The sequence below is a fragment of the Faecalimonas nexilis genome (genome assembly GCF_059731825.1).
This window is the reverse complement of the sequence record NZ_AP029189.1, coordinates 958,332-977,999: the sequence shown is the minus strand read 5'-3', so window position 1 is coordinate 977,999 and position 19,668 is coordinate 958,332. Positions and strand designations below refer to the sequence as shown.

At 40.6% G+C, this 19,668-nt stretch carries 22 protein-coding genes and 2 tRNA genes; 6 read left to right on the top strand and 18 right to left on the bottom strand.

Annotated features, from left to right (window positions below):
- Positions 1-12 precede the first annotated feature (12 nt).
- From AC6I5B_RS04835 to AC6I5B_RS04815, 5 genes are all read right to left on the bottom strand, one after another.
- Complete coding sequence (locus AC6I5B_RS04835) at positions 13-1,023, bottom strand: hypothetical protein (RefSeq protein ID WP_044988133.1); 1,011 nt, start codon at positions 1,021-1,023, stop codon at positions 13-15.
- Between the two features lie 12 nt (positions 1,024-1,035).
- Entirely contained in the window at positions 1,036-2,013 is a 978-nt protein-coding gene (locus AC6I5B_RS04830) for an alpha/beta hydrolase (protein ID WP_004614636.1), read from the bottom strand.
- Between the two features lie 16 nt (positions 2,014-2,029).
- Positions 2,030-2,686 carry a hypothetical protein gene (locus tag AC6I5B_RS04825; protein ID WP_022250553.1) on the bottom strand — a complete coding sequence of 219 codons (657 nt, stop codon included), beginning with the start codon at positions 2,684-2,686 and terminating at the stop codon, positions 2,030-2,032.
- A gap of 200 nt (positions 2,687-2,886) precedes the next feature.
- Positions 2,887-2,960, bottom strand: a tRNA-Pro gene (locus AC6I5B_RS04820).
- A gap of 10 nt (positions 2,961-2,970) precedes the next feature.
- Positions 2,971-3,041: transfer RNA gene (locus AC6I5B_RS04815), tRNA-Gln, on the bottom strand.
- Positions 3,042-3,220: 179 nt separating this feature from the next.
- On the opposite strand from AC6I5B_RS04815, the gene AC6I5B_RS04810 reads away from it, so the two are divergent.
- The 3 genes from AC6I5B_RS04810 to AC6I5B_RS04800 all read left to right on the top strand — a co-directional run bounded on the left by AC6I5B_RS04810 (position 3,221) and on the right by AC6I5B_RS04800 (position 5,507).
- Positions 3,221-3,862 carry a YitT family protein gene (locus tag AC6I5B_RS04810; RefSeq protein WP_004614646.1) on the top strand — a complete coding sequence of 214 codons (642 nt, stop codon included), beginning with the start codon at positions 3,221-3,223 and terminating at the stop codon, positions 3,860-3,862.
- A gap of 16 nt (positions 3,863-3,878) precedes the next feature.
- A complete protein-coding gene (locus tag AC6I5B_RS04805; protein ID WP_004614647.1) occupies positions 3,879-4,670 on the top strand; it encodes a MerR family transcriptional regulator in 792 nt (263 codons plus the stop codon).
- A 153-nt stretch (positions 4,671-4,823) separates the two neighbouring features.
- On the top strand, positions 4,824-5,507 hold the full coding sequence (locus tag AC6I5B_RS04800; protein ID WP_004614648.1) for a phosphoribosylaminoimidazolesuccinocarboxamide synthase: 684 nt from the start codon (positions 4,824-4,826) through the stop codon (positions 5,505-5,507).
- A gap of 47 nt (positions 5,508-5,554) precedes the next feature.
- On the opposite strand, the gene AC6I5B_RS04795 is transcribed toward AC6I5B_RS04800, so the two are convergent.
- From AC6I5B_RS04795 to AC6I5B_RS04775, 5 genes are all read right to left on the bottom strand, one after another.
- The gene (locus AC6I5B_RS04795) at positions 5,555-6,769 is read right to left on the bottom strand and encodes an LL-diaminopimelate aminotransferase (protein WP_004614649.1); all 1,215 of its coding nucleotides are present in this window, start codon (positions 6,767-6,769) and stop codon (positions 5,555-5,557) included.
- A 16-nt stretch (positions 6,770-6,785) separates the two neighbouring features.
- Positions 6,786-7,619 carry a diaminopimelate epimerase gene (gene dapF, locus AC6I5B_RS04790; RefSeq protein WP_022250552.1) on the bottom strand — a complete coding sequence of 278 codons (834 nt, stop codon included), beginning with the start codon at positions 7,617-7,619 and terminating at the stop codon, positions 6,786-6,788.
- A 19-nt stretch (positions 7,620-7,638) separates the two neighbouring features.
- Positions 7,639-8,187, bottom strand: coding sequence for an ANTAR domain-containing response regulator (locus AC6I5B_RS04785; protein WP_004614651.1), 549 nt, complete (start codon positions 8,185-8,187; stop codon positions 7,639-7,641).
- Positions 8,188-8,230: 43 nt separating this feature from the next.
- On the bottom strand, positions 8,231-9,484 hold the full coding sequence (gene glnA, locus AC6I5B_RS04780) for a type I glutamate--ammonia ligase (RefSeq protein WP_022250551.1): 1,254 nt from the start codon (positions 9,482-9,484) through the stop codon (positions 8,231-8,233).
- Positions 9,485-9,617: 133 nt separating this feature from the next.
- The gene (locus AC6I5B_RS04775) at positions 9,618-10,367 is read right to left on the bottom strand and encodes a polysaccharide deacetylase family protein (RefSeq protein WP_117787449.1); all 750 of its coding nucleotides are present in this window, start codon (positions 10,365-10,367) and stop codon (positions 9,618-9,620) included.
- A 192-nt stretch (positions 10,368-10,559) separates the two neighbouring features.
- On the opposite strand from AC6I5B_RS04775, the gene rd reads away from it, so the two are divergent.
- The 3 genes from rd (at position 10,560) to AC6I5B_RS04760 (ending at position 12,337) form a co-directional block, all read left to right on the top strand.
- Positions 10,560-10,718 carry a rubredoxin gene (gene rd / locus AC6I5B_RS04770; RefSeq protein WP_004614654.1) on the top strand — a complete coding sequence of 53 codons (159 nt, stop codon included), beginning with the start codon at positions 10,560-10,562 and terminating at the stop codon, positions 10,716-10,718.
- A 166-nt stretch (positions 10,719-10,884) separates the two neighbouring features.
- Positions 10,885-11,424 (top strand): RNA polymerase sigma factor, encoded by a 540-nt coding sequence (locus tag AC6I5B_RS04765; protein ID WP_004614655.1) that lies wholly within the window; start codon positions 10,885-10,887, stop codon positions 11,422-11,424.
- Positions 11,402-12,337: a hypothetical protein gene (locus AC6I5B_RS04760; RefSeq protein ID WP_497773645.1), complete on the top strand. Its 936-nt coding sequence runs from the start codon at positions 11,402-11,404 to the stop codon at positions 12,335-12,337. The genes AC6I5B_RS04765 and AC6I5B_RS04760 overlap by 23 nt, the downstream gene beginning before the upstream one ends.
- Positions 12,338-12,355: 18 nt before the next feature.
- Here the strand turns inward: AC6I5B_RS04760 and AC6I5B_RS04755 are convergent, their stop codons facing one another.
- The 8 genes from AC6I5B_RS04755 to AC6I5B_RS04720 form a co-directional block, all read right to left on the bottom strand.
- On the bottom strand, positions 12,356-13,687 hold the full coding sequence (locus AC6I5B_RS04755) for a sensor histidine kinase (RefSeq protein WP_022250549.1): 1,332 nt from the start codon (positions 13,685-13,687) through the stop codon (positions 12,356-12,358).
- The gene (locus AC6I5B_RS04750; RefSeq protein ID WP_004614658.1) at positions 13,677-14,357 is read right to left on the bottom strand and encodes a winged helix-turn-helix domain-containing protein; all 681 of its coding nucleotides are present in this window, start codon (positions 14,355-14,357) and stop codon (positions 13,677-13,679) included. The genes AC6I5B_RS04755 and AC6I5B_RS04750 overlap by 11 nt, the downstream gene beginning before the upstream one ends.
- 24 nt (positions 14,358-14,381) lie before the next feature.
- Entirely contained in the window at positions 14,382-15,038 is a 657-nt protein-coding gene (gene phoU / locus AC6I5B_RS04745; RefSeq protein ID WP_004614659.1) for a phosphate signaling complex protein PhoU, read from the bottom strand.
- A 1-nt stretch (position 15,039) separates the two neighbouring features.
- Positions 15,040-15,789, bottom strand: coding sequence for a phosphate ABC transporter ATP-binding protein PstB (pstB, locus tag AC6I5B_RS04740; RefSeq protein WP_004614660.1), 750 nt, complete (start codon positions 15,787-15,789; stop codon positions 15,040-15,042).
- Positions 15,776-16,585 carry a phosphate ABC transporter permease PstA gene (gene pstA / locus AC6I5B_RS04735; RefSeq protein WP_004614661.1) on the bottom strand — a complete coding sequence of 270 codons (810 nt, stop codon included), beginning with the start codon at positions 16,583-16,585 and terminating at the stop codon, positions 15,776-15,778. Before pstA ends, pstB begins: the two co-directional genes overlap by 14 nt.
- Positions 16,586-16,640: 55 nt before the next feature.
- On the bottom strand, positions 16,641-17,531 hold the full coding sequence (gene pstC, locus AC6I5B_RS04730) for a phosphate ABC transporter permease subunit PstC (RefSeq protein WP_004614662.1): 891 nt from the start codon (positions 17,529-17,531) through the stop codon (positions 16,641-16,643).
- 19 nt (positions 17,532-17,550) lie between these two features.
- The gene (locus tag AC6I5B_RS04725) at positions 17,551-18,459 is read right to left on the bottom strand and encodes a substrate-binding domain-containing protein (protein ID WP_270651159.1); all 909 of its coding nucleotides are present in this window, start codon (positions 18,457-18,459) and stop codon (positions 17,551-17,553) included.
- 171 nt (positions 18,460-18,630) lie between these two features.
- Complete coding sequence (locus tag AC6I5B_RS04720) at positions 18,631-19,662, bottom strand: YeiH family protein (RefSeq protein WP_497773644.1); 1,032 nt, start codon at positions 19,660-19,662, stop codon at positions 18,631-18,633.
- Positions 19,663-19,668: the final 6 nt, after the last annotated feature.

Here is a 19,668-nt window from a genome sequence, read left to right as displayed (position 1 = left end):
TCTGCCCTGATACTATTCTACATACTGATCTGCATAATATGCCCCATAATCTTCCGATTCAATTTTCTCACTCGGTGTGAGAATGATAATTCCTTCTTCCACCGTCACGGTCGTTCCTTCCGGCAGCACCACATTGTGGTAAATTTCCTCCGGTTCTCCAAGCAGAACACTTCCTGTGCTTATTTCATACTCTTCAATATCCTCTTCGCGAATGGTACCCGGCACAATGTATTTCATATATCCCATTCCATACTCCTCTTCATCAGGACGCCGAAACGTGACATCATAAACTCCCGCCGGAAAATCTTTCCCCGCAACCGCATCCTCTTTGATCTCAACGCTTTCTGTCAAAGGATTTTCCATTCCTGATTTCATTCCTTGCACCTGTGCATTCTCAGAGATGAATTTTACTTCCAACTGTGAATCTATATCTACTTTCGCCCCTGCAAACAAACGGAAATCTTCTATCTCTCTTTCGACACCTTCCTCTTGTGCATCTGCCAAAAATTCAGAATAGTACACATGGTTTTCACTGTCTTCCAAATCAACGCTTCCACTTCCCGATAACAATTCTACCCGGTACTGCCCCTCCGGAATATGCAGCCCGACAATATATTCTCCTCCCGTGTAGGTCTCCTCAAAGTGCTCTCCTGTCTCAGGCAGTGTCTTCTCCAAATACTTATATGGATCATATTCCTCCACAGATTCTTCTTTCCAACTGCTCATTTGTATCTTTTGAGCAATCTGGGCAAATCCAGTGATTACAAATATCAGAATCCCTATGACAACGAAAATCTTAACCGTATGTTTGCCCTTCTGAAATTGTTTTGCCGGCACCTTCTTCACAGTATGGGCTTTCGAAACTTTCTCCGCCTCATGATGTACATGCGTCAAAGGCTCATGAGTGCATTTGCTTTCATTCACTCTGTAAGATGTATCACTTTTTGAATTGTCCAGACCACACTCCACGCATTTATTGTTTACCAGTTTTCCGCCGCATAAGCTACATCTTCGTCTTCTCATCAGGCTCCTCCTTTATCGGACATTCCTCTTAACGTTTACCAAAATTGCTTTCACCCAACGGTCGGCAAGCTCCGGCCAAATAGACACTTCCTCATTCGGTTCATCTTTCGGTCGAACCTTTGTGACTTCTTCATAAACTTTTTCTTCTGCCTCTTTCGGCAATGTAATCGTTCCATTTTCGATACTTTTTACTAAAAGCTGCATCTGCTCTTTTGTATATGCGCCTCCGCATTCTCTGCTCGCCCACTGTTCATTGGCAAGTGACAAGCCATGCTTTCCATGTGAAAATATGTGGAACGCATACAAAACGCCCTGATCTTTACAGGCTCTTGCAAACAAGTGGCTGTTCTCCACCGGCACGGTCTGATCATCTACCGTGTGCCACACAAAGCAAGGCGGCATTTTCTCTGTCACATGTTTTTCCAGCGACATATATTCCATCTCTTTTTCAGAAGGCTCTTTTCCGTATAACGCTTCAAACGAACCTCTATGCGCATATACTCCGGAAGTAATAACCGGATAGGATAAAATTACCGCGTCCGGTCTGCACGAGAAATGTTTATACACTCTGTGCTCATCCTGAATATCTTCATAGTGTACACACACGCTTGCGCAAAGATGACCACCTGCCGAAAATCCACACAAAATAACTTTTTCCGGATCTATCTGATATCGTTCCGCTCCCTGCCTGATCTTGCGGATGGCACGCGCCAAATCTTTCATCGGCTGCTCCTTTAACGGTTCTGTCATCGTCAAATCAGTCGTATACGTCAGCACAAACGTGTTATATCCCTTATCATAAAACGTTCTTGCCACAATCTCACCTTCCCGCTGCGAGACAAATCGATACCCACCGCCCGGAACGATGATCATGCAAGGTCTGATTTTTTCATCTTCATGAATATAACTCACCAGATTCGGTACAAATCCACATGCAAGCGGATACGAATATTCTCCGTTTTCCCATAGTCTGATCACTTCTCCAAACATCTTTTCCCCTCTCTTTTTACAATGCTTTTACAGCCTCTAAAACAGCATCTCGCTCCGCTGTATTCTCAGGTCCATACGCAATACCGATCAGCACCGCATATCCATCTACCATACGGACATACGACTCACTGCATCGCTTTGTGTCATCCGATGTAAAATCAAGTTTCAGACATTCGTATGTCTCACCTGCAATTTTTTTTGAAAATATCTCTCCGTCATTTGTAAATTTTACTTTCGTCTCATATTGCTGCATAACCGTCTTTTTACTGGACTCCACATATTGTTCTGCCGACATATCGTCACCTTCCATGTTCCATGTAATCACACTGACAGATGTTCCTTTTTCCGATATCGCTGCCATCTCCATGCGTCTTCCACTTGTACTTTTCATTACATTAGCAAAAGAAACACTTGATTTCAATTGCTCATCAATCTGATCCTGAGAAGACATCTCAAATCCTTCCGGCGCGTCAAAAGAAATACCCAGCATCTCACTTTCGTAATGAGTACCCGTAATCTTTCCTGGTTTGTAAGAATCTTTTTCCATAATCATCTCCACGATTACCAATCCCATAATCGCAAAAACAACCAACAACAATAAAGGCAACGCCGTACGGACATACCCCGGCTTTGTTTTTACACTTTGAAAGTTTCTTTTTTCTACTTTTTTCATGCGCGTTCTCTCTTTCTTTTCTATATTCTCTTTTCTTATAGTAAATATAGTAACTTTTTTTCCGAATTTAAGCAATAGTATTCTACTAAAATAAGCACTAAAGATTTCCTGCGCAACAAAAAATAAGCTTTCAGATAAAATAACATAATCTCTGCCATCTCATCTCAAAGCTTATCGCCAAACAATATTCCAATAAAAAATCGGAGTGACGTGATTCGAACACGCGACCTCTACGTCCCGAACGTAGCGCTCTACCAAGCTGAGCCACACTCCGTTTTTTGTAACTACGGAAAAGGGATTCGAACCCCTACTAACAGAGTCAGAGTCTGCTGTGCTACCATTACACCATTCCGCAATGTTCTGTGTTCTCTTGCGAACAAATATTATTATACATATATTTCAAAAAATTGCAAGCACTTTTTTAAATTTTTTTTATTTTTTTGTTTTTTCTTACAATTCGCACTAGAAATCCCTTGACCTTGGCACTATACTAAGGTTTACTATTTGATTATCAAATCTAGGAGGTATTTCATAATGAAAACGATTTGGGAACGGTTCACAGACGGATTTACTCTTAAAAAGATCACATGGATCGTACTTGGCGCTGCCATTTGTTCTTTTGGAATTTACAATATTCATCAACAGACAGGAATTACCGAAGGCGGCGTGCTTGGCATGATGCTGCTTATCAATCACTGGTTTGGCATCTCTCCTTCTGTTATCACTCCGATACTGGATATTTCCTGCTATCTGCTTGCCTTCAAATATTTGGGCGGTAGATTTATCAAGATTTCCATTATCTCTACGCTCAGCGTCTCTTTGTTTTTTGAAATTTGGGAATTATTCCCTCCGGTCATTCCGGATCTGACACCTTATCCACTTGCCTGCGCTTTGCTTGGAGGTATTTTTGTCGGAATCGGAGTTGGTCTGATCGTTCGGCAAGGCGGTTCAAGTGGTGGTGATGACGCGCTGGCACTCACAATTTCAAAAGTGACGCGTTGGCGCCTTTCCAGATCCTATCTGTTTACGGATTTTCTGGTACTTGGATTGTCTTTGTCTTACATTCCTTTTGAACGAATCATTTTTTCTGTAATAACTGTTATGGTATCGTCACTATTGATTGATTTTGTCCAAAATTTCAATTTAGACGAAACTTCTGTACCTGCCAGCGAATAAATAGGAGATATGCATTATGAAAAAATATTTTAAAATTGGGGAAATCGCAAAACTTTATCACATTGGAACAGATTCTTTGCGTTATTATGAAAAACTTGGGATTTTGACTCCCAAGCGCAGCGAAAATGACTACCGGCTATATAGCCTTCATGATATTTGGCGTCTGAATGTCATTCGTGACCTGCGAAATCTGGATTTTTCAATGGAACAGATTAAAGACTATCTGAATAACCGCAGCATCACCTCTACCGAATCTCTGTTTGAACAGGAATTGTCTGCAATTGATAACAAACTGGAAGAATTATATGCGCTGAGAGAAAATGTTCAAAATCGTCTTCAGACTTTAAAAGACGTCAGGCGCCATCCTCTTGGCATCATAGAGCAGACTTATCACCATACGAGACATTGCCATATGATACAGTCCGGTTACCAGACAGATGAGGAGATGGACGTTCTGATCAAGCAGCTGTTAAATAAAGATGAACACAATCTTTATATCATCGGAAATAATCGTATTGGCTCTCTTCTTGCTTTAAACGATGTGCGCAAACAACATTTTCAGGATTATCAGGCTGTATTTATCATTGATGAGCACGGAAACGACACACTTCCCGCCGGTAATTATCTTTCACTTTGCTATCAGGGAAGCTGCAACCAAAACGCCACATATATACCAAAAATGCTTGACTATGCATCCAAAAACGGATTGACACCTGTCGATCCTGTTCTTGAAATTCTTTGGGTTGACATCCATCAGTCAGAAGATGCAAATGAACATATCATAGAATTACAGATACGATGTATCTAATTTTTAATCTGTTTTTTTTATTTTTTTATACAAAATCACTTTTTTTGAAATCTTTACCAAAAATAAATTGTACAAATTCCAATTTTGTGATAAAAAATAAAGGTAAGGTTTTTATTCTAGCCCTTAATTCAAACACAGAAAGGATATTTTAAGATGAAAAAGATTTATGAAGGAAAAACAAAAGACGTATTTAGCCTTGACAACGGAAATGTATTATTAAAATTTAAAGATGACTGTACTGGAAAAGACGGAGTATTTGATCCAGGCGAAAACGCTGTTGGTTTAACAATCGAAGGAATCGGAAAAGCAAACTTAGAGACTTCTGTTCATTATTTTGAATTATTAAAAGAAGCCGGAATCAAAACACACTATGTAAGTGCGAATGTAGAAGAAGCTACTATGGAAGTACTTCCAGCAACTGTATTCGGACACGGACTTGAAGTAATCTGCCGCCTTGTTGCAACAGGAAGCTTTATCCGCAGATACGGAGAGTACATGGAAGACGGAACTGTATTAGACGGTGGATATGTAGAATGTACTTTCAAAAATGACGCTCTTGGCGATCCACTTGTTACAAGTGAAGGTCTTGCAGCTCTGGGAATCATGACACCTGAGATGTTCGAAAGCATGAAAGAACAGACATTAAAGATCACAAAGATCGTTGCTGATGATTTAAAATCAATCGGTCTTGATTTATGGGATATCAAATTCGAATTTGGTTACAACAACGACGAAGTAATCTTAATTGATGAGATCGCTTCTGGTAACATGCGTGTATACAAAGACGGAAAAATTGTAGAGCCAGTTGAATTGACAAAATTAATTTTAAATAGATAATTATTTTTTAAGGAACGTGAGAATTTTTCCCACGTTCCTTTGTTTTATTACAATTTTTGAATCCGCTCGATCGCTGCAACTGTATTTTCATATGTTCCAAACGCTGTCAGTCGGAAATACCCTTCTCCGCTCGGACCAAATCCGGATCCAGGTGTTCCAACAATTCCTGCATTCTCTAACAGATAATCAAAAAACTCCCACGAAGTCATCTGATCAGGTGTTTTCAGCCAGATATATGGCGCATTGACTCCACCTGATACAGTGTATCCCGCTTCCTTCAGGCCATTCGAAATCGTCTTTGCATTTTTCATATAGTACGCTACCTGCTCTTTCAGCTGCACCTTTCCAGCCTCTGAATACACGGCCTCTCCTGCTCGCTGAACAATATACGGCGCCCCATTGTATTTTGTACCATGACGTCTCGCCCACAGTGAATGCAGTGTCACATCTCCACATTTCAACTCTTTTGGAATGACTGTAAATCCAAGACGGACACCTGTGAATCCGGCATTTTTTGAAAAACTGCGAAGTTCGATTGCGCAAGTTCTCGCCCCATCACATTCATAGATACTGTGCGGCACATCTTCTTCTGAAATGTATGCTTCATACGCCGCATCATATATGATGACAGCTCCGACTTTATTCGCATAATCAACCCACACCTGCAGTTGTTCTTTTGTAATCGTCGAACCTGTAGGGTTATTCGGGAAACAAAGATAGATGATATCCGGTGTCTCCTTTGGCAATTCCGGTGCAAATCCATTTTCAGCAGTACATGGCATATAGATCACATCGCTCCACATCTCTGTCTTTGCATCATACACTCCGGTGCGCCCTGCCATGACATTCGTATCCACATACACAGGGTAAACCGGATCACATACTGCAATTTTATTGTCTTTACTGAAAATCTCCTGAATATTTCCGGAATCGCATTTTGCACCATCTGAAATAAAAATCTCGTCCGCTGAGATGTCGCAGCCTCTTTGGACATAGTCATTTTTTGCGATTGCACTTCTTAAAAATTCATATCCCAAATCCGGCGCATAGCCATGAAATGTCTCCGACACTCCCATCTCGTCTACCGCCGTATGAAGTGCATCAATAATCGCAGGAGCAAGCGGTTGTGTTACATCGCCGATTCCAAGCCGGATGATAGACTGTTCCGGATTTGCCTGTGTGTAGGCAGCCACTTTCTTTGCAATTGTCGAAAACAGATAGCTTCCCGGCAGTTTCAAATAGTTGTCATTTATTTTAAACATATTCTTTTTCCTCCGTTTATAGGTTTATTTCTCCGTCAAATGAAACTTCCGCCGGACCGGTCATATATATCTTGTCCGCCTCTTTATCCCATTCGATTTGTAAATCCCCTCCAAGTAATTTTACTGTCACTTTATCTTCTGTAAATCCATTTAGAATACATGCGACTGCGACTGCACACGCTCCCGTTCCGCAGGCCATCGTCTCTCCCGATCCACGTTCCCACACACGCATCTCAACTGTATTTCGATCAAGCACTTTCACAAATTCTGTATTCACACGATTCGGAAAACGCTCATGATTCTCAAATGCCGGACCGATTGTCTCAATATCAAGTCCTTTCACATCTTCTACATAGACGACCGCATGAGGATTTCCCATTGAGACTCCGGTCATACGATACTCAGTTCCATTCACGTTGATAGGCTCATCAATCACACGGTTCCCATCCGCCACAATCGGAATATTTTCCGGCACAAGCTCCGGACTTCCCATATCTACTTTTACAAGTTTCACTTTTCCATCTTCCACCGTCAAATCTAAATATTTGATTCCGGCAAGTGTCTCAACAGAGATGTGCTCTTTCTCTGTCAGACCGTAATCATACACATACTTTCCAACACAGCGGATTCCGTTCCCGCACATCTCACTTCTCGAACCATCCGCGTTGTACATCTCCATCTCAAAATCAGCCACATCAGACGGATTAATCATGATCAATCCGTCTGAACCGATTCCAAAATTCCGGTTGCTTACCTTTTTCGCCATCTCTGGCGGATTTTCAATAGTCTCTTTAAAACAATTCACATATACGTAATCGTTTCCCAAACCTTGCATTTTCGTAAATTTCATTTCATTTCTCCTAACTCTCTTATCCTGACATAACACTTAGTACCATCTGTGCCGTCTCTACCATATTTGTTCCACTGTCCATACTACATTTTTGCAAATAATGATGAGCCTCGTCCTCAGTCATGTTGTTACGGTTCATCAGTAATACTTTCGCTTCTCTCAGTAACGCCTGTTCTTTCTCGCTGCGGGCTTTCGGCTTCGCATTCCTCTTCTTTCTCCGCCTTTCTATCGCCTGCAGCATCATGTTCAGCGTGCTGAGCAAATCATGCACCTTCAGCGGCATCGTAAGTCCTACCACGCCGTTTACAATCCCATCTCCCCATTTATCCGGAGATGCGATCACGAGCATCTCAAATGTATCCGGCAGATATTCCCGCAATTCCGTATACATCATATCCAGCATCTTATAACCGCAAATCACAATTCCTTCATCCAACGTCTCCGCACTTTGTATTGCCTGGGCTCCTGTCGTCCCGATTCCTGTAACTGCCAGACCATTTCGCACTAAGATATTACGAATATTCGTTGCTGTATCCTTTTTGGGAAACACAACAATAATTTTACTCATACTTACCTCCTTCGGCTCAACGGGTTATTCATTACAGAAAGACTCAAATCTTGTGCAAATATTTTTCCAGTTCCCAGCCTGTCACATACTCTCGGAACTGCTGGTATTCATTTTTCTTTGCCATAACATATTTGGCTGATAAATCTTCTCCCAAAACATTCTGAACAAATGTATCCTCTTCAAAAGCTCTGACTGCTTCCAGGAGACTTCCCGGAAGTAACTCATTATATTTTTCCATGTGTTCCGGCGGAAGGATCTTCTTTTCAATTCCTTCTAATCCAGCCGCAAGGCACACTGCAAATGCGAGATATGGATTGGCAGATGGATCTGGACTTCGAAACTCAACTCTCGTTTTCTCCCCGCGCTCTGCCGGAATCCGAAATACCGGTTTTCTTCTTGTCACGAGTCTTTTATAAGAATTTACAATCGGATTGGTGATCAGTGTAATCGCCTGAATATGCGCCATAATTCCTCCGATGAAATAACTTGCTTCCTGACTCAGTCCATTCTCACCATTCTCATCGGCGAACAGATTCACTCCGTCTTTTGTCAAGGACATATTCAGATGCATACCCGAACCATTTTCTCCTGATTTTGGTTTCGGCATAAATGTTGCATGCAGTCCGTGCCGTTTTGCAATCGTTTTTACCACAAGTTTAAATGTCATCATCTTATCGGCGGCAGCCAATGTCTCATCATATCGGAAATCAATCTCATGTTGTGCCGCAGCCGCTTCATGATGAGAAGTCTCGATCTCAAACCCCATATCCTCCAATGTCAGGACCATGTCACGTCTTGCATTCTCCCCGAAATCCAAAGGTCCCAAATCAAAATATCCTGCATTTTCATGGGATACGGTTGTCGGGAGTCCATGATCATCTGTATGGAACAAAAAGAACTCACACTTCGGGCTTACTTGTAGTTGATATCCCATAGCTTTTGCTTTCTCAACCGTCTTTTTTAGAATATGCCGCGGATCATTCTCAAAAGGGGTTCCGTCCTGACGATACACATCACAAATGAGTCTCGCAACCTTTCCCTGCTGTGGTCTCCACGGAAAAATCTCAAATGTATTCAAATCCGGATACAGATACATATCCGAGTCCTCATCCTTTGCAAATCCCTCGATGGAAGAACCGTCAAACACACATCGGTTATCCAGCGCTTTTTCCAGCTGGTTTGTCGTGATTGCTATATTTTTCATCATTCCATATATATCTGTAAATTGAAGCCGGATAAAGCCCACATCCTCTTCTTCTACAAGTCTGTATATGTCTCTTTTTGTATAGTTTCTCACTGATATCCCTCCAAATCCTGAAATAAAAATGGACGTTCTCACTCCACGGAAAACGCCCTTGTTTCTTATAATTATATCGACCTGCTTTACGTTTGTCAATTACTTCTAAAATGATTTTATCAGTCTTAATTTCTCATTTATTTTTTATCTGTCTTCCGGTCACATCCAAATGATAATTTTCTTTATAAATTAGTTCTGACACCGGAACCAATTCATATCCTTGTTCTCGAAGCCCCAAAATCACAGATTCCAAAGCATCTTTTGTATATTTTGCTCCACTATGCATCAAAATAATCGCCCCACTTTTTAATTCTTTATTTTTTAAAATAGTTTTTACAATGCTTTCCTTCCCATAATCCTTCCAATCCTGAGAATCAATCGACCACTGTATCACTTCGTATCCACAAGCTTTTGCTGTCCTGATCACTTGATCATCATAATCTCCATAAGGAACTCGAAACAATTTCATCTCTATCCCCGTCAAAGCTTTTACTTTTTCGTGTACAGATACAATCTCTTCTTTGCAAGCTTCCTTTGAGAGCTGGCTCATCGCTTTGTGATTCTCACTATGATTTCCGATATCGTGCCTTGCAAGCTGAATCTGTTTTACATCTTCCGGATATTTCCCTACCCAGTTTCCTGTAAGAAAAAACGTTGCCTTCACATCATATTTATCCAGCACATCCAAAATCTGCTTCATATATTCATTTCCCCATGTTGCATCAAAGGAAAGCGCCACCTGCTTTGCTTCTGTCTCCACAGAATAAATCGGCAATTCTCTGCCGTTGACTGTGTTGCTTACAGATATTTCTCTCACCGCACCCATACACGTTCCTAAAATAAACAAGCAAACCAATACAGACATCAGAATTTTTCTCTTCATCCAAACACCCACTCTCTCTTTTTATTAATATATGCACAAACTTTTCAGACATAACATCTATGCAAATTGCACAAAATAGGAAAGATTACTATTTTTATCTAGACATTTATCAAAAATTCTGCTAGAATAAATTTTGTCAAAAAGATTATGATAGTAACTGATCTATCATGTTATTTATAAGGAGGTATTACTATGAAGAAATATATTTGCGAACCATGTGGCTATGAATACGATCCAGAAGTTGGTGATCCAGATAACGGAATCGCTCCTGGAACAGCTTTTGAAGATATCCCGGAAGATTGGGTATGTCCAATCTGCGGAATGGGTAAAGAAGTATTTGTAGAAGCATAATTACTTTTGACTTTATTTTCAAAAATCCGAAGAGAATCCTCTAACACGTGAATTCTCCTCGGATTTTTTGTATATTCCAACAAATTTATTAAAAATATTTCTTTTTTAATGAAACTTTTTCCTTTGATTTTGTGTATAGGTAAGTGAAAGGGGGGATTTCAATAAGATGAAAAAACTGGTATTGGATGAAAAAACATTGGAAAACCTTATGAAACAATATACCGGATATGTTTATACGATTGTAAAAGGGATTTCCTGTGACTGTTTAGAAAAGGAAGATATGGAAGAAATTGTTTCTGACGTATTTTTTTCCTTATGGAAATCACAGCAGTCATTTGAAAATCACAATACTTTGAAACCATATTTAGCACAGATTGCCAGAAATCAAACACGAAACCGCTTACGAGAAAAACATAAACAGATTGTTCTTGAAGAAGAGAGTGTATTGGATTTTATCTGTGTGGATGAATATTTCGGTGAAAAAGAACAAATCGAAAAAATTCGGGAACTGCTAAATGAGCTTAATGCCGTTGAACAACATCTGATGTTGGCATATTATTTTTACGGATTTAAACTGAATGAAATCGCCAATACAATGCAGTTACCCATATCTACTGTGAAATCCAAATTATACCGAGGGCGCGATAAACTAATCACAAAATTCAAAGAAGGAGGAGTGACTCATGAAAAAAGTAAATCTGTATGAATTATTTGGACATTTGGATTCAAAAGATGTATTGCTTACAGACATAAAGTCTGATTCTGTCAACTGTGACGAAGAGAAAATTCGAAATATGACACTCAAAAAAGTTCACCAGAATATGAAGCAGCAAAAGCAGGTTCGATTTTTACGGACTATGAAACGACTGGCGGCTGGTTTCGTCTTGGCAGCAATATTGGGTGGCGGTGCATATGCGGTGGCATCTGAGGAACTTGGATGGTCTATAAAAAAAATGTTTGGTCTAAACGAAAAAGAAGTCCTTACTTCAGACCAAAAAATTTCGACAGATGATTATTCTCTCTCCCTTGTAGACATGGCATATGATGGTAATATCGGACGTATACTGATAAAACTGGAAGCACTGACAAAAGAAGCAGAAAAAGAACTGAAGCAGCTGCCAGGTCCGGTTGCCTCAAAAGCGGCAAGCATGTGTTATTATACTGATCTGTCAAATGAAAAAGAAGCTTATTACTGGCTGGACATAAACGGGGAACAGGAGAATATCCGTATCAACATTCCAAAATCCACACAATATCTCACCGTTTCACTAAAAAAGACGATAGAACCAAAATCTATAGCTTTAGGAAAATCTGAAATGTATACAAAATTAGAATACTCTCCACTTGGAATCACAATATGGGCAGAAGGAGATACAGATACCAATTTTCCTGAAGATCCCGGGGCCGTCCAGATTACTTTCCGCTATAAGAATGGTAAAGAAGACGTTTTGACAGGAAAATCATCAACAGAAAAGAAAGTTGGAATAAATCATTCCAGTCGTGAGGCAGTTCAAGATGATTCCTTTGAAGGATTCCGTTGGATTTATGGCTTCTCGAACCGCTGCGATTGGACGCAGATAGATGCAATTGGAATCGATGGAGTTTGGTATCCACTATAGATCTCAGACTTCCTCCTGCTAGTCTGAAGATTTATCCTGTTCAAACAAAATCTCCATTCTTGTTCCTTCTCCAACTTTACTGTTCACTGTAATCTCTGCATTGTGCAAAATCGCACCGTGCTTCACAATCGAAAGTCCGAGACCGGTTCCTCCGGTCTCTTTTGAATGACTTTTATCCACACGGTAAAAGCGCTCGAAAATACGTTCTTTCTGGTCTTCCGGTATTCCAATCCCGGTATCCTGAACAATCACTTTCGGTCCTTTGAGTGTATTGCCCACCCAGATTTTCACTTCACCGCCTGACACATTATACTTGATCGCATTTTCACAGACGTTGTAGATCATCTCATCCAAAATTCTTTTTACACCATGATAAATCACAGTTTCTCCAATCACTTCCAGATGCACTTTCTTCTTCTCTGCCTGCGGTGCCAGTCTGCTGCAAATTTCCCGCGCCAATCCGAATAAATCCACATCCTCCTGCTCAATTTCAACATTTCCCTCATCCAACTTAGACAACTTAATAATATCTTCAATCAAGGTAATCAGACGACTTGCCTCATTATAAATCCGCTCAGAAAATCCAATCATATCATCCGGTTTCACAAGTCCGCTCTTCATAATCTCAGCATATCCGGAAATAGAAGTAAGCGGTGTCTTCAATTCATGAGAAACATTTGCGGAAAATTCCTTTCGCATGTTTGCCACAGCCTCTTTTTCTTTGTTCTGTTTGTCAATGCTTAACAACAAGGGTTTCAATTCTTCATATACATTGTTCTCAAGCGGTTCTTCCAAATTCAGATTATTAATCGGGCGTATCAATCTCGACGTCTGCCATTTTGCAAGAAAATAGGCAAAGCAAAACATTCCAACCGCAATCACCGCCATATAAGGCAGCATATCCATAATTGCCGGCTGCACATTATCTACTGTTTTTGCAACTCTCAGGATATTTCCATCATTCAAGGTTAGTGCATAGTAATATGTCTGCTCTCCTAAGGTATTCGACTTTCTCAAATCTTCCCCCCAACCGTTCGCAAATGCATCCTTGACTTCTTTTCGCTCTTTGTGATTTTCAAATGTAAAATCATCTTCTTTTGAATCATATAAAACAGTACCATTCTCATCAATCACTGTCAGCCTCGTCTTCACCTGTGCCGCATCCATATCTTCCAGATACTTTGTCCCGGATATATTGATTGCCGTCTGAATATATACGGCCTCCTGCTTTAGCTCTGCTTTCATATTATTCAGAGACTGAAAATATGTAGCCGCAATCAAAAGCGAAAAGGTTGTAAGAAGTGTAATGCAAAGTACCAAAAGCATACTTTTTTGTATTTTAACTCTCATTGATCTCTCCTAACCTGTAGCCTACTCCCCGCACAGTCTGAATCATATCACCGGCGCTTCCTAGTTTCTGTCTGAGTGTCCGCACATGAACATCCACTGTACGTGTCTCTCCGTCAAAATCATATCCCCATACTTCCTCTAATAAACGATCTCTTGTCAACACAATATTGTGGTTCTGCACAAGGCGACCGAGCAATTCAAATTCTTTCAACGTAAGAGTCACCTGTTTTCCATCGACAAACACTACATGCTTTTTCAAATCCATGGAAAGATTGCCGACCGAATACTGTCCCTCTTCCTTCTCTTTTTTGGTTCTTCGAAGTACTGCCTTGATCCGCGATACCAACTCCATCATTCCAAACGGTTTTGTCACATAGTCATCCGCTCCGCCATCAAGCCCTACTACTTTGTCGTACTCTGCCCCTTTTGCTGTCACCATAATGACCGGTATTTCCTTTGTCTTTGCCGAATTCTTAAGTTTCTTTAACAATGATAGTCCATCTTCACCCGGAAGCATGATATCAAGCAAAATAAGCTCTGGCGTCTCAAACGCCAAAGCTTCCATAAAGGATTTTCCATCTTCAAACCCACGGGCTTCCATCCCCGTCGTGTTCAATGTGTATACTACCAGTTCCCGAATATTTCCATCGTCTTCTACACAATATATCATCCCTTGATTCTCCTTTATCTTTTCCTATACAGTTGTCATTCCTTTGTGTACACCTGTGATAGAAAATTCTACCCATTCCGCAATATTTGTCGCATGGTCTCCGATACGCTCCAAATATTTTGTGATCATAATCAGATCGATTGCCTTTTCTCCCTGATTTCCATGATCCTCAGCAATTAATTTTACCAGCTTTTGCTTTGTCTGGTCAAACAATTTATCTACCTCATCATCTGCAAGCATTACTTTTCTCGCAAGTTCCAAATCTTTATTCACATATGCAAGGACACTGTCATTCACCATCTTACTTGTAGCTTCCGCCATCTTTCCGATAACAGGAATCTCCCTTGCCTCAGACATGCCTGCTCCGATAATAATATCTGCAATATCAGAAGTCTGGTCCCCGATACGCTCCATATCCGTGATCATCTTTAAGGCTGCGGAAATCTGACGCAGATCACGGGCTACAGGCTGCTGCTGCAGCAAAAGCTTCAAACACAATCTTTCAATGTCTTTTTCCATCTGATCAATTTCTTCGTCTTCTTTCATTACAAGTTTCGCAAGCTCTAAGTCTCCTTTTTGAATTGCTTTTGCCACATTTGCAATCGCTTTTTCGCAGAGACTTCCCATATTAATTAACTGGGCACTTAAATTTTCTAACTGCATGTCAAACTTATTTCTCATACTATCCGAACCTCCCTGTAATATAATCTTCTGTCCGTTTATCCGACGGAATTGAGAACAACTTCTCTGTCTCATTATATTCAATCACTTCTCCCAAAAGGAAAAAGGCAGTATTATCAGACACACGAACAGCCTGCTGCATATTATGTGTAACCATAACAATAGTATAATCTTTTTTCAATTCCATCGCAAGGTCTTCTATCTTCGAGGTAGAAATCGGGTCAAGAGCCGACGTAGGCTCGTCCATCAAAAGCACTTCCGGTTGTACCGCCAGCGCACGCGCAATACACAATCTCTGCTGCTGTCCACCAGACATACCAAGAGCGCTCTTTTTCAATCTATCCTTTGTCTCCTCCCAGATTGCCGCATCTCGCAATGATTTTTCTACAATATCATCCAGTTTTGCTTTGGAGCGAATTCCATGTGTTCTCGGCCCAAATGCAATGTTGTCATAAATACTCATCGGAAACGGATTTGGTTTCTGAAATACCATTCCAACACGTTTTCTCAAAAGATTTACGTCCATACTTTTATAAATATTTTGATTGTCCAGTAAGATTTCCCCTTCAATCTTACATCCTTCCACAAGGTCGTTCATGCGGTTCAACGATTTTAAGAGTGTTGATTTTCCACATCCGCTCGGCCCGATAAACGCCGTAATTTTATTTGCCTCTATATCTAAATTCACATTTTTCAGTGCTTTAAAATCACTGTAATAAAGATCCAGATTTTTGATACTAATTTTCGCCATTTCCGTTTCCTTTCGTTATCTTTTTCGCTATAAATCCTGACAGCCAGTTAATTCCGATCACAAGTACAAGCAGTACTACTGCTGTTGCATACGCCTGATCCATATGAAGCCCTTCTCTTGACATACTGTACATATGAACCGCCAGCGTTCTTCCTGATCCCATCACTCCATCCGGGATATCTGCAACTGTTCCGGCTGTATAAATCAATGCTGCCGTCTCACCGACAATTCTTCCAACCGCAAGAATAACACCTGCTAAAATTCCAGGCACTGCCGATGGAAGCACAATTCGAAACACTGTTCGAAGTTTACCCGCTCCAAGTCCAAAACTTCCTTCCCGATAACTGTCGGGAACTGCTTTTAATGCCTCTTCTGTAGTACGCATGATGAGCGGAAGAATCATGATCGACAATGTAAACGCTCCCGCCAGCAAAGAGTACCCCCATTTTAATGTTGTAACAAAAAACAACATTCCAAAAAGTCCATATACAATCGATGGAATTCCAGACAATGTCTCCGTCGTAATACGGATAACATTGATAAATTTATTTCCTCGTTTGGCATATTCCACAAGAAAAATTGCAGAGAAAATTCCAAACGGAACTGCAATGATCAAAGACAACGCCGTCATAATAATCGTATTGATCAAAGCAGGGAACAGCGATCCATTTTCACTTGTGTATTTCAACGCAAACAATTCCGGCTTAATATGCGGGATTCCGTTGATCAAAATATATGCAATTAAAAATAATAACACTGCAAATGTTATGATTGCAGAGAGCATCACGAGGAGCATCAAAATAAATGATCCCGGTGTTCTTTTATAAGAACGCAGTTTTTCTCCTATACTTCTAGTCACGGTGTCCCCTCCTATTTAACAATGATACAGAAAGATTAATAATCAGGATAAATACAAACAGTACAACTGCTGTCGCAATCAATGCCTCTCTGTGCAGTCCGGTTGCGTACCCCATCTCAATGACAATGTTCGCAGTCATTGTACGCACACCCTTCATAATACTTACCGGCATTCTCGCCTGATTTCCTGCAACCATGATGACAGCCATTGTCTCTCCGATCGCACGCCCGATTCCAAGTACGATTCCGGCTACCACGCCTGATTTTGCCGCCGGAAGAACGACCGCAAAAATACTTCTTTCATGCGTTGCTCCAAGTGCAAGCGCTCCTTCATAATACTGATTCGGAACACTTCTGATTGCAGATTCTGTCACACCGATGATGGTTGGCAAAATCATCATTCCAAGCAAGATAGATGCTGTCAGCATACTGTTTCCATCTCCTGCTGTTTTTACGATTCCCGCACGCTTCAATGTCATACCAAGTTCTCGAATCATCGGAACCATCACAACCAGTCCGAAAAATCCATATACTACAGATGGAATTCCCGCTAAAAGCTCTGTCGCACCTTTTAATACCGGATAAATTTTCTTCGGGCAATATTTTGCCATGAATATCGATGTCAAAATTCCAATCGGCACTCCAAAAAGAATTGCTCCAGCAGTCACATAAATGCTTCCCACAATCATCGGGAAGATTCCATAGATATCATTGGAAGGTCTCCAACGCTCACCACTTAAAAATTGTAAAAATCCGATTTCTTTCATCGCAGGAATCCCATTTGCAAATAAAAATACACAAATGAGAGCTACCGCCAGCACCGAAGCACAGGCGGCAATGAAGAACACTCCCTGCATGAATTTTTCGTTCCATGCTTTTTTCATCGTCTTTCGTTTCCTCTACTTATTTTATAATTTCATCCCATGAAAGTGCATCACCAACATAGATTGATTTTACCTGATCACTTGTAATGTCATCCAATGTGTTTGCTTTGTTGACAATCACTGCGATACCATCTGTTGCGATTACAGTTGCTTTCAAGCCTTTTGCAAGCTCTTCCTCTTTCACTTCTCTGGATGCCATTCCGATGTCGCAGATACCGTCTGCTACAGATGTCATACCTGTTGTAGAATCACTTTCCTGAATTTCAATCTCTGCTGATGGATTTACTTTTAAATATGCTTCTTTTAATTTTTCCATAACCGGCGTGATAGAAGATGAACCTGCGATGGATACTTTACCTGCCGATTTGCTTCCTGCATATGCCTGAACGTTATCCAAAGCAATATATCCGCTTTCTGACACAACTGCCTGACCTTCCGTGCTCAAGATAAAATTGATAAAGTCCTGAGCCACCTCGCTTACATCACCTTTTGTTGCGATATTAAACGGTCTTGCCACTTTGTATTCGCCAGATTTGATGTTTTCTTCTGTCGGCTCTGCCCCATCTACTTTCAATGCTTTTACAGTGTCATTTAAAGAACCAAGTGAAACATATCCGATTGCATACTCATTGTCCGCCACTGTTGATAACATAACGGATGTACTATTTGTAATGTTAGCCTCCTCTGTTGTGTTATCTACTTTTTCTCCTGAAGCGTCTTTTTCTTCAATTCCGAACAACTCGATAAAAGCACCTCTTGTTCCCGAACCATCTTCTCTTGAAACAACTGAGATATCATTTGCCGCATCAAATTCTGTCTCTGCTTTTCCATCTGTTTTATCTGAATTACCTGAGTTTCCACATCCAACTGCCATTGAGGCTACCATTGCTACTGTTGCTGTTAACACTAAAAACTTTTTCATTTTCATTTTTACATTTCTCCTTTTTCAGTAAAAGATTTTTTATTCCTTAACTTCTTCACAGGTCATATCATATCGAACCTCTGTTAAATCTAAAACGCAAGTAATGTTAAATCTATGTAAAATAATTTTACAAAAACAGGTTGGAAAATCAAACGATTTTCCAACCTATCAAACATTTTACCATATATGCATTACATGCTGCATTCCAAGACTTACGATTGTAATTCCAAGCCAACATGACATTCCAAGAAGAATCGGGCGTCCTCCGCTTTTTATTAACTTTACAATGTCTGTGTTGAATCCAATTGCCGCCATCGCCATAATAATAAAGAATTTAGACAAATCTTTAAGCGGCACAAATACTTCTGCCGGTACTCCCACTGCTGTAGCGATTGTCGTAATCACACTCGCTCCGATAAAGAATAAAATAAAGTACGGAAATACCTGTTTCAGGGACACTTTATCTCCTTCTTTCTCCTCTGCTTTTCTCGCCCTTATAAATGCAAGTACAAGTGTAATCGGAATAATTGCTAAAGTTCTCGTCAGCTTTACAGTCACTGCCTTATCAAGTGTCTGGCTTCCCAAATTATAAAGGCTGTCCCATGTAGATGCTGCTGCTGTAACAGAAGATGTATCATTTACCGCCGTTCCCGCAAATACACCGAACGCTTCTCCGGATGTGGTAGAAAAACCAAGTGCACCTCCAAGTGCTGGGAAAATTAATGCCGCCAAGATATTAAAGAGAAAGATAACGGAAATCGCCTGCGCCACTTCTTCTTCATCTGCATCAATGACAGGTGCCGTGGCTGCAATCGCAGAACCTCCACAGATGGAAGAGCCAACTCCAACCAATGTTGAAATCTTCGCTGGTATGCGAAGTACACGGTGAAGTACATATGCAATCACCAATGATACCGTAATCGTACAGATAATAATCGGCAAAGACTGTTTTCCGGTCTCCATCACAACTTTTAGATTCATTCCAAATCCTAACAGCACAACTGCATACTGCAAAATCTTTTTCGATGTATACTTAACTCCTGGTGCAAAGGATTCTTTCTTTTTTACAAACGGAGCAAAAGTCATCCCTCCAAGAATCGCAAATACAGGACCTCCTATAATCGGAAATTGTTTTCCAAGCAGACTTGCTGGTACTGCCAATAACAGGCACAATAAAAGTCCTTTCCAGTTTTGTCTAATTAAATTCATACTAAC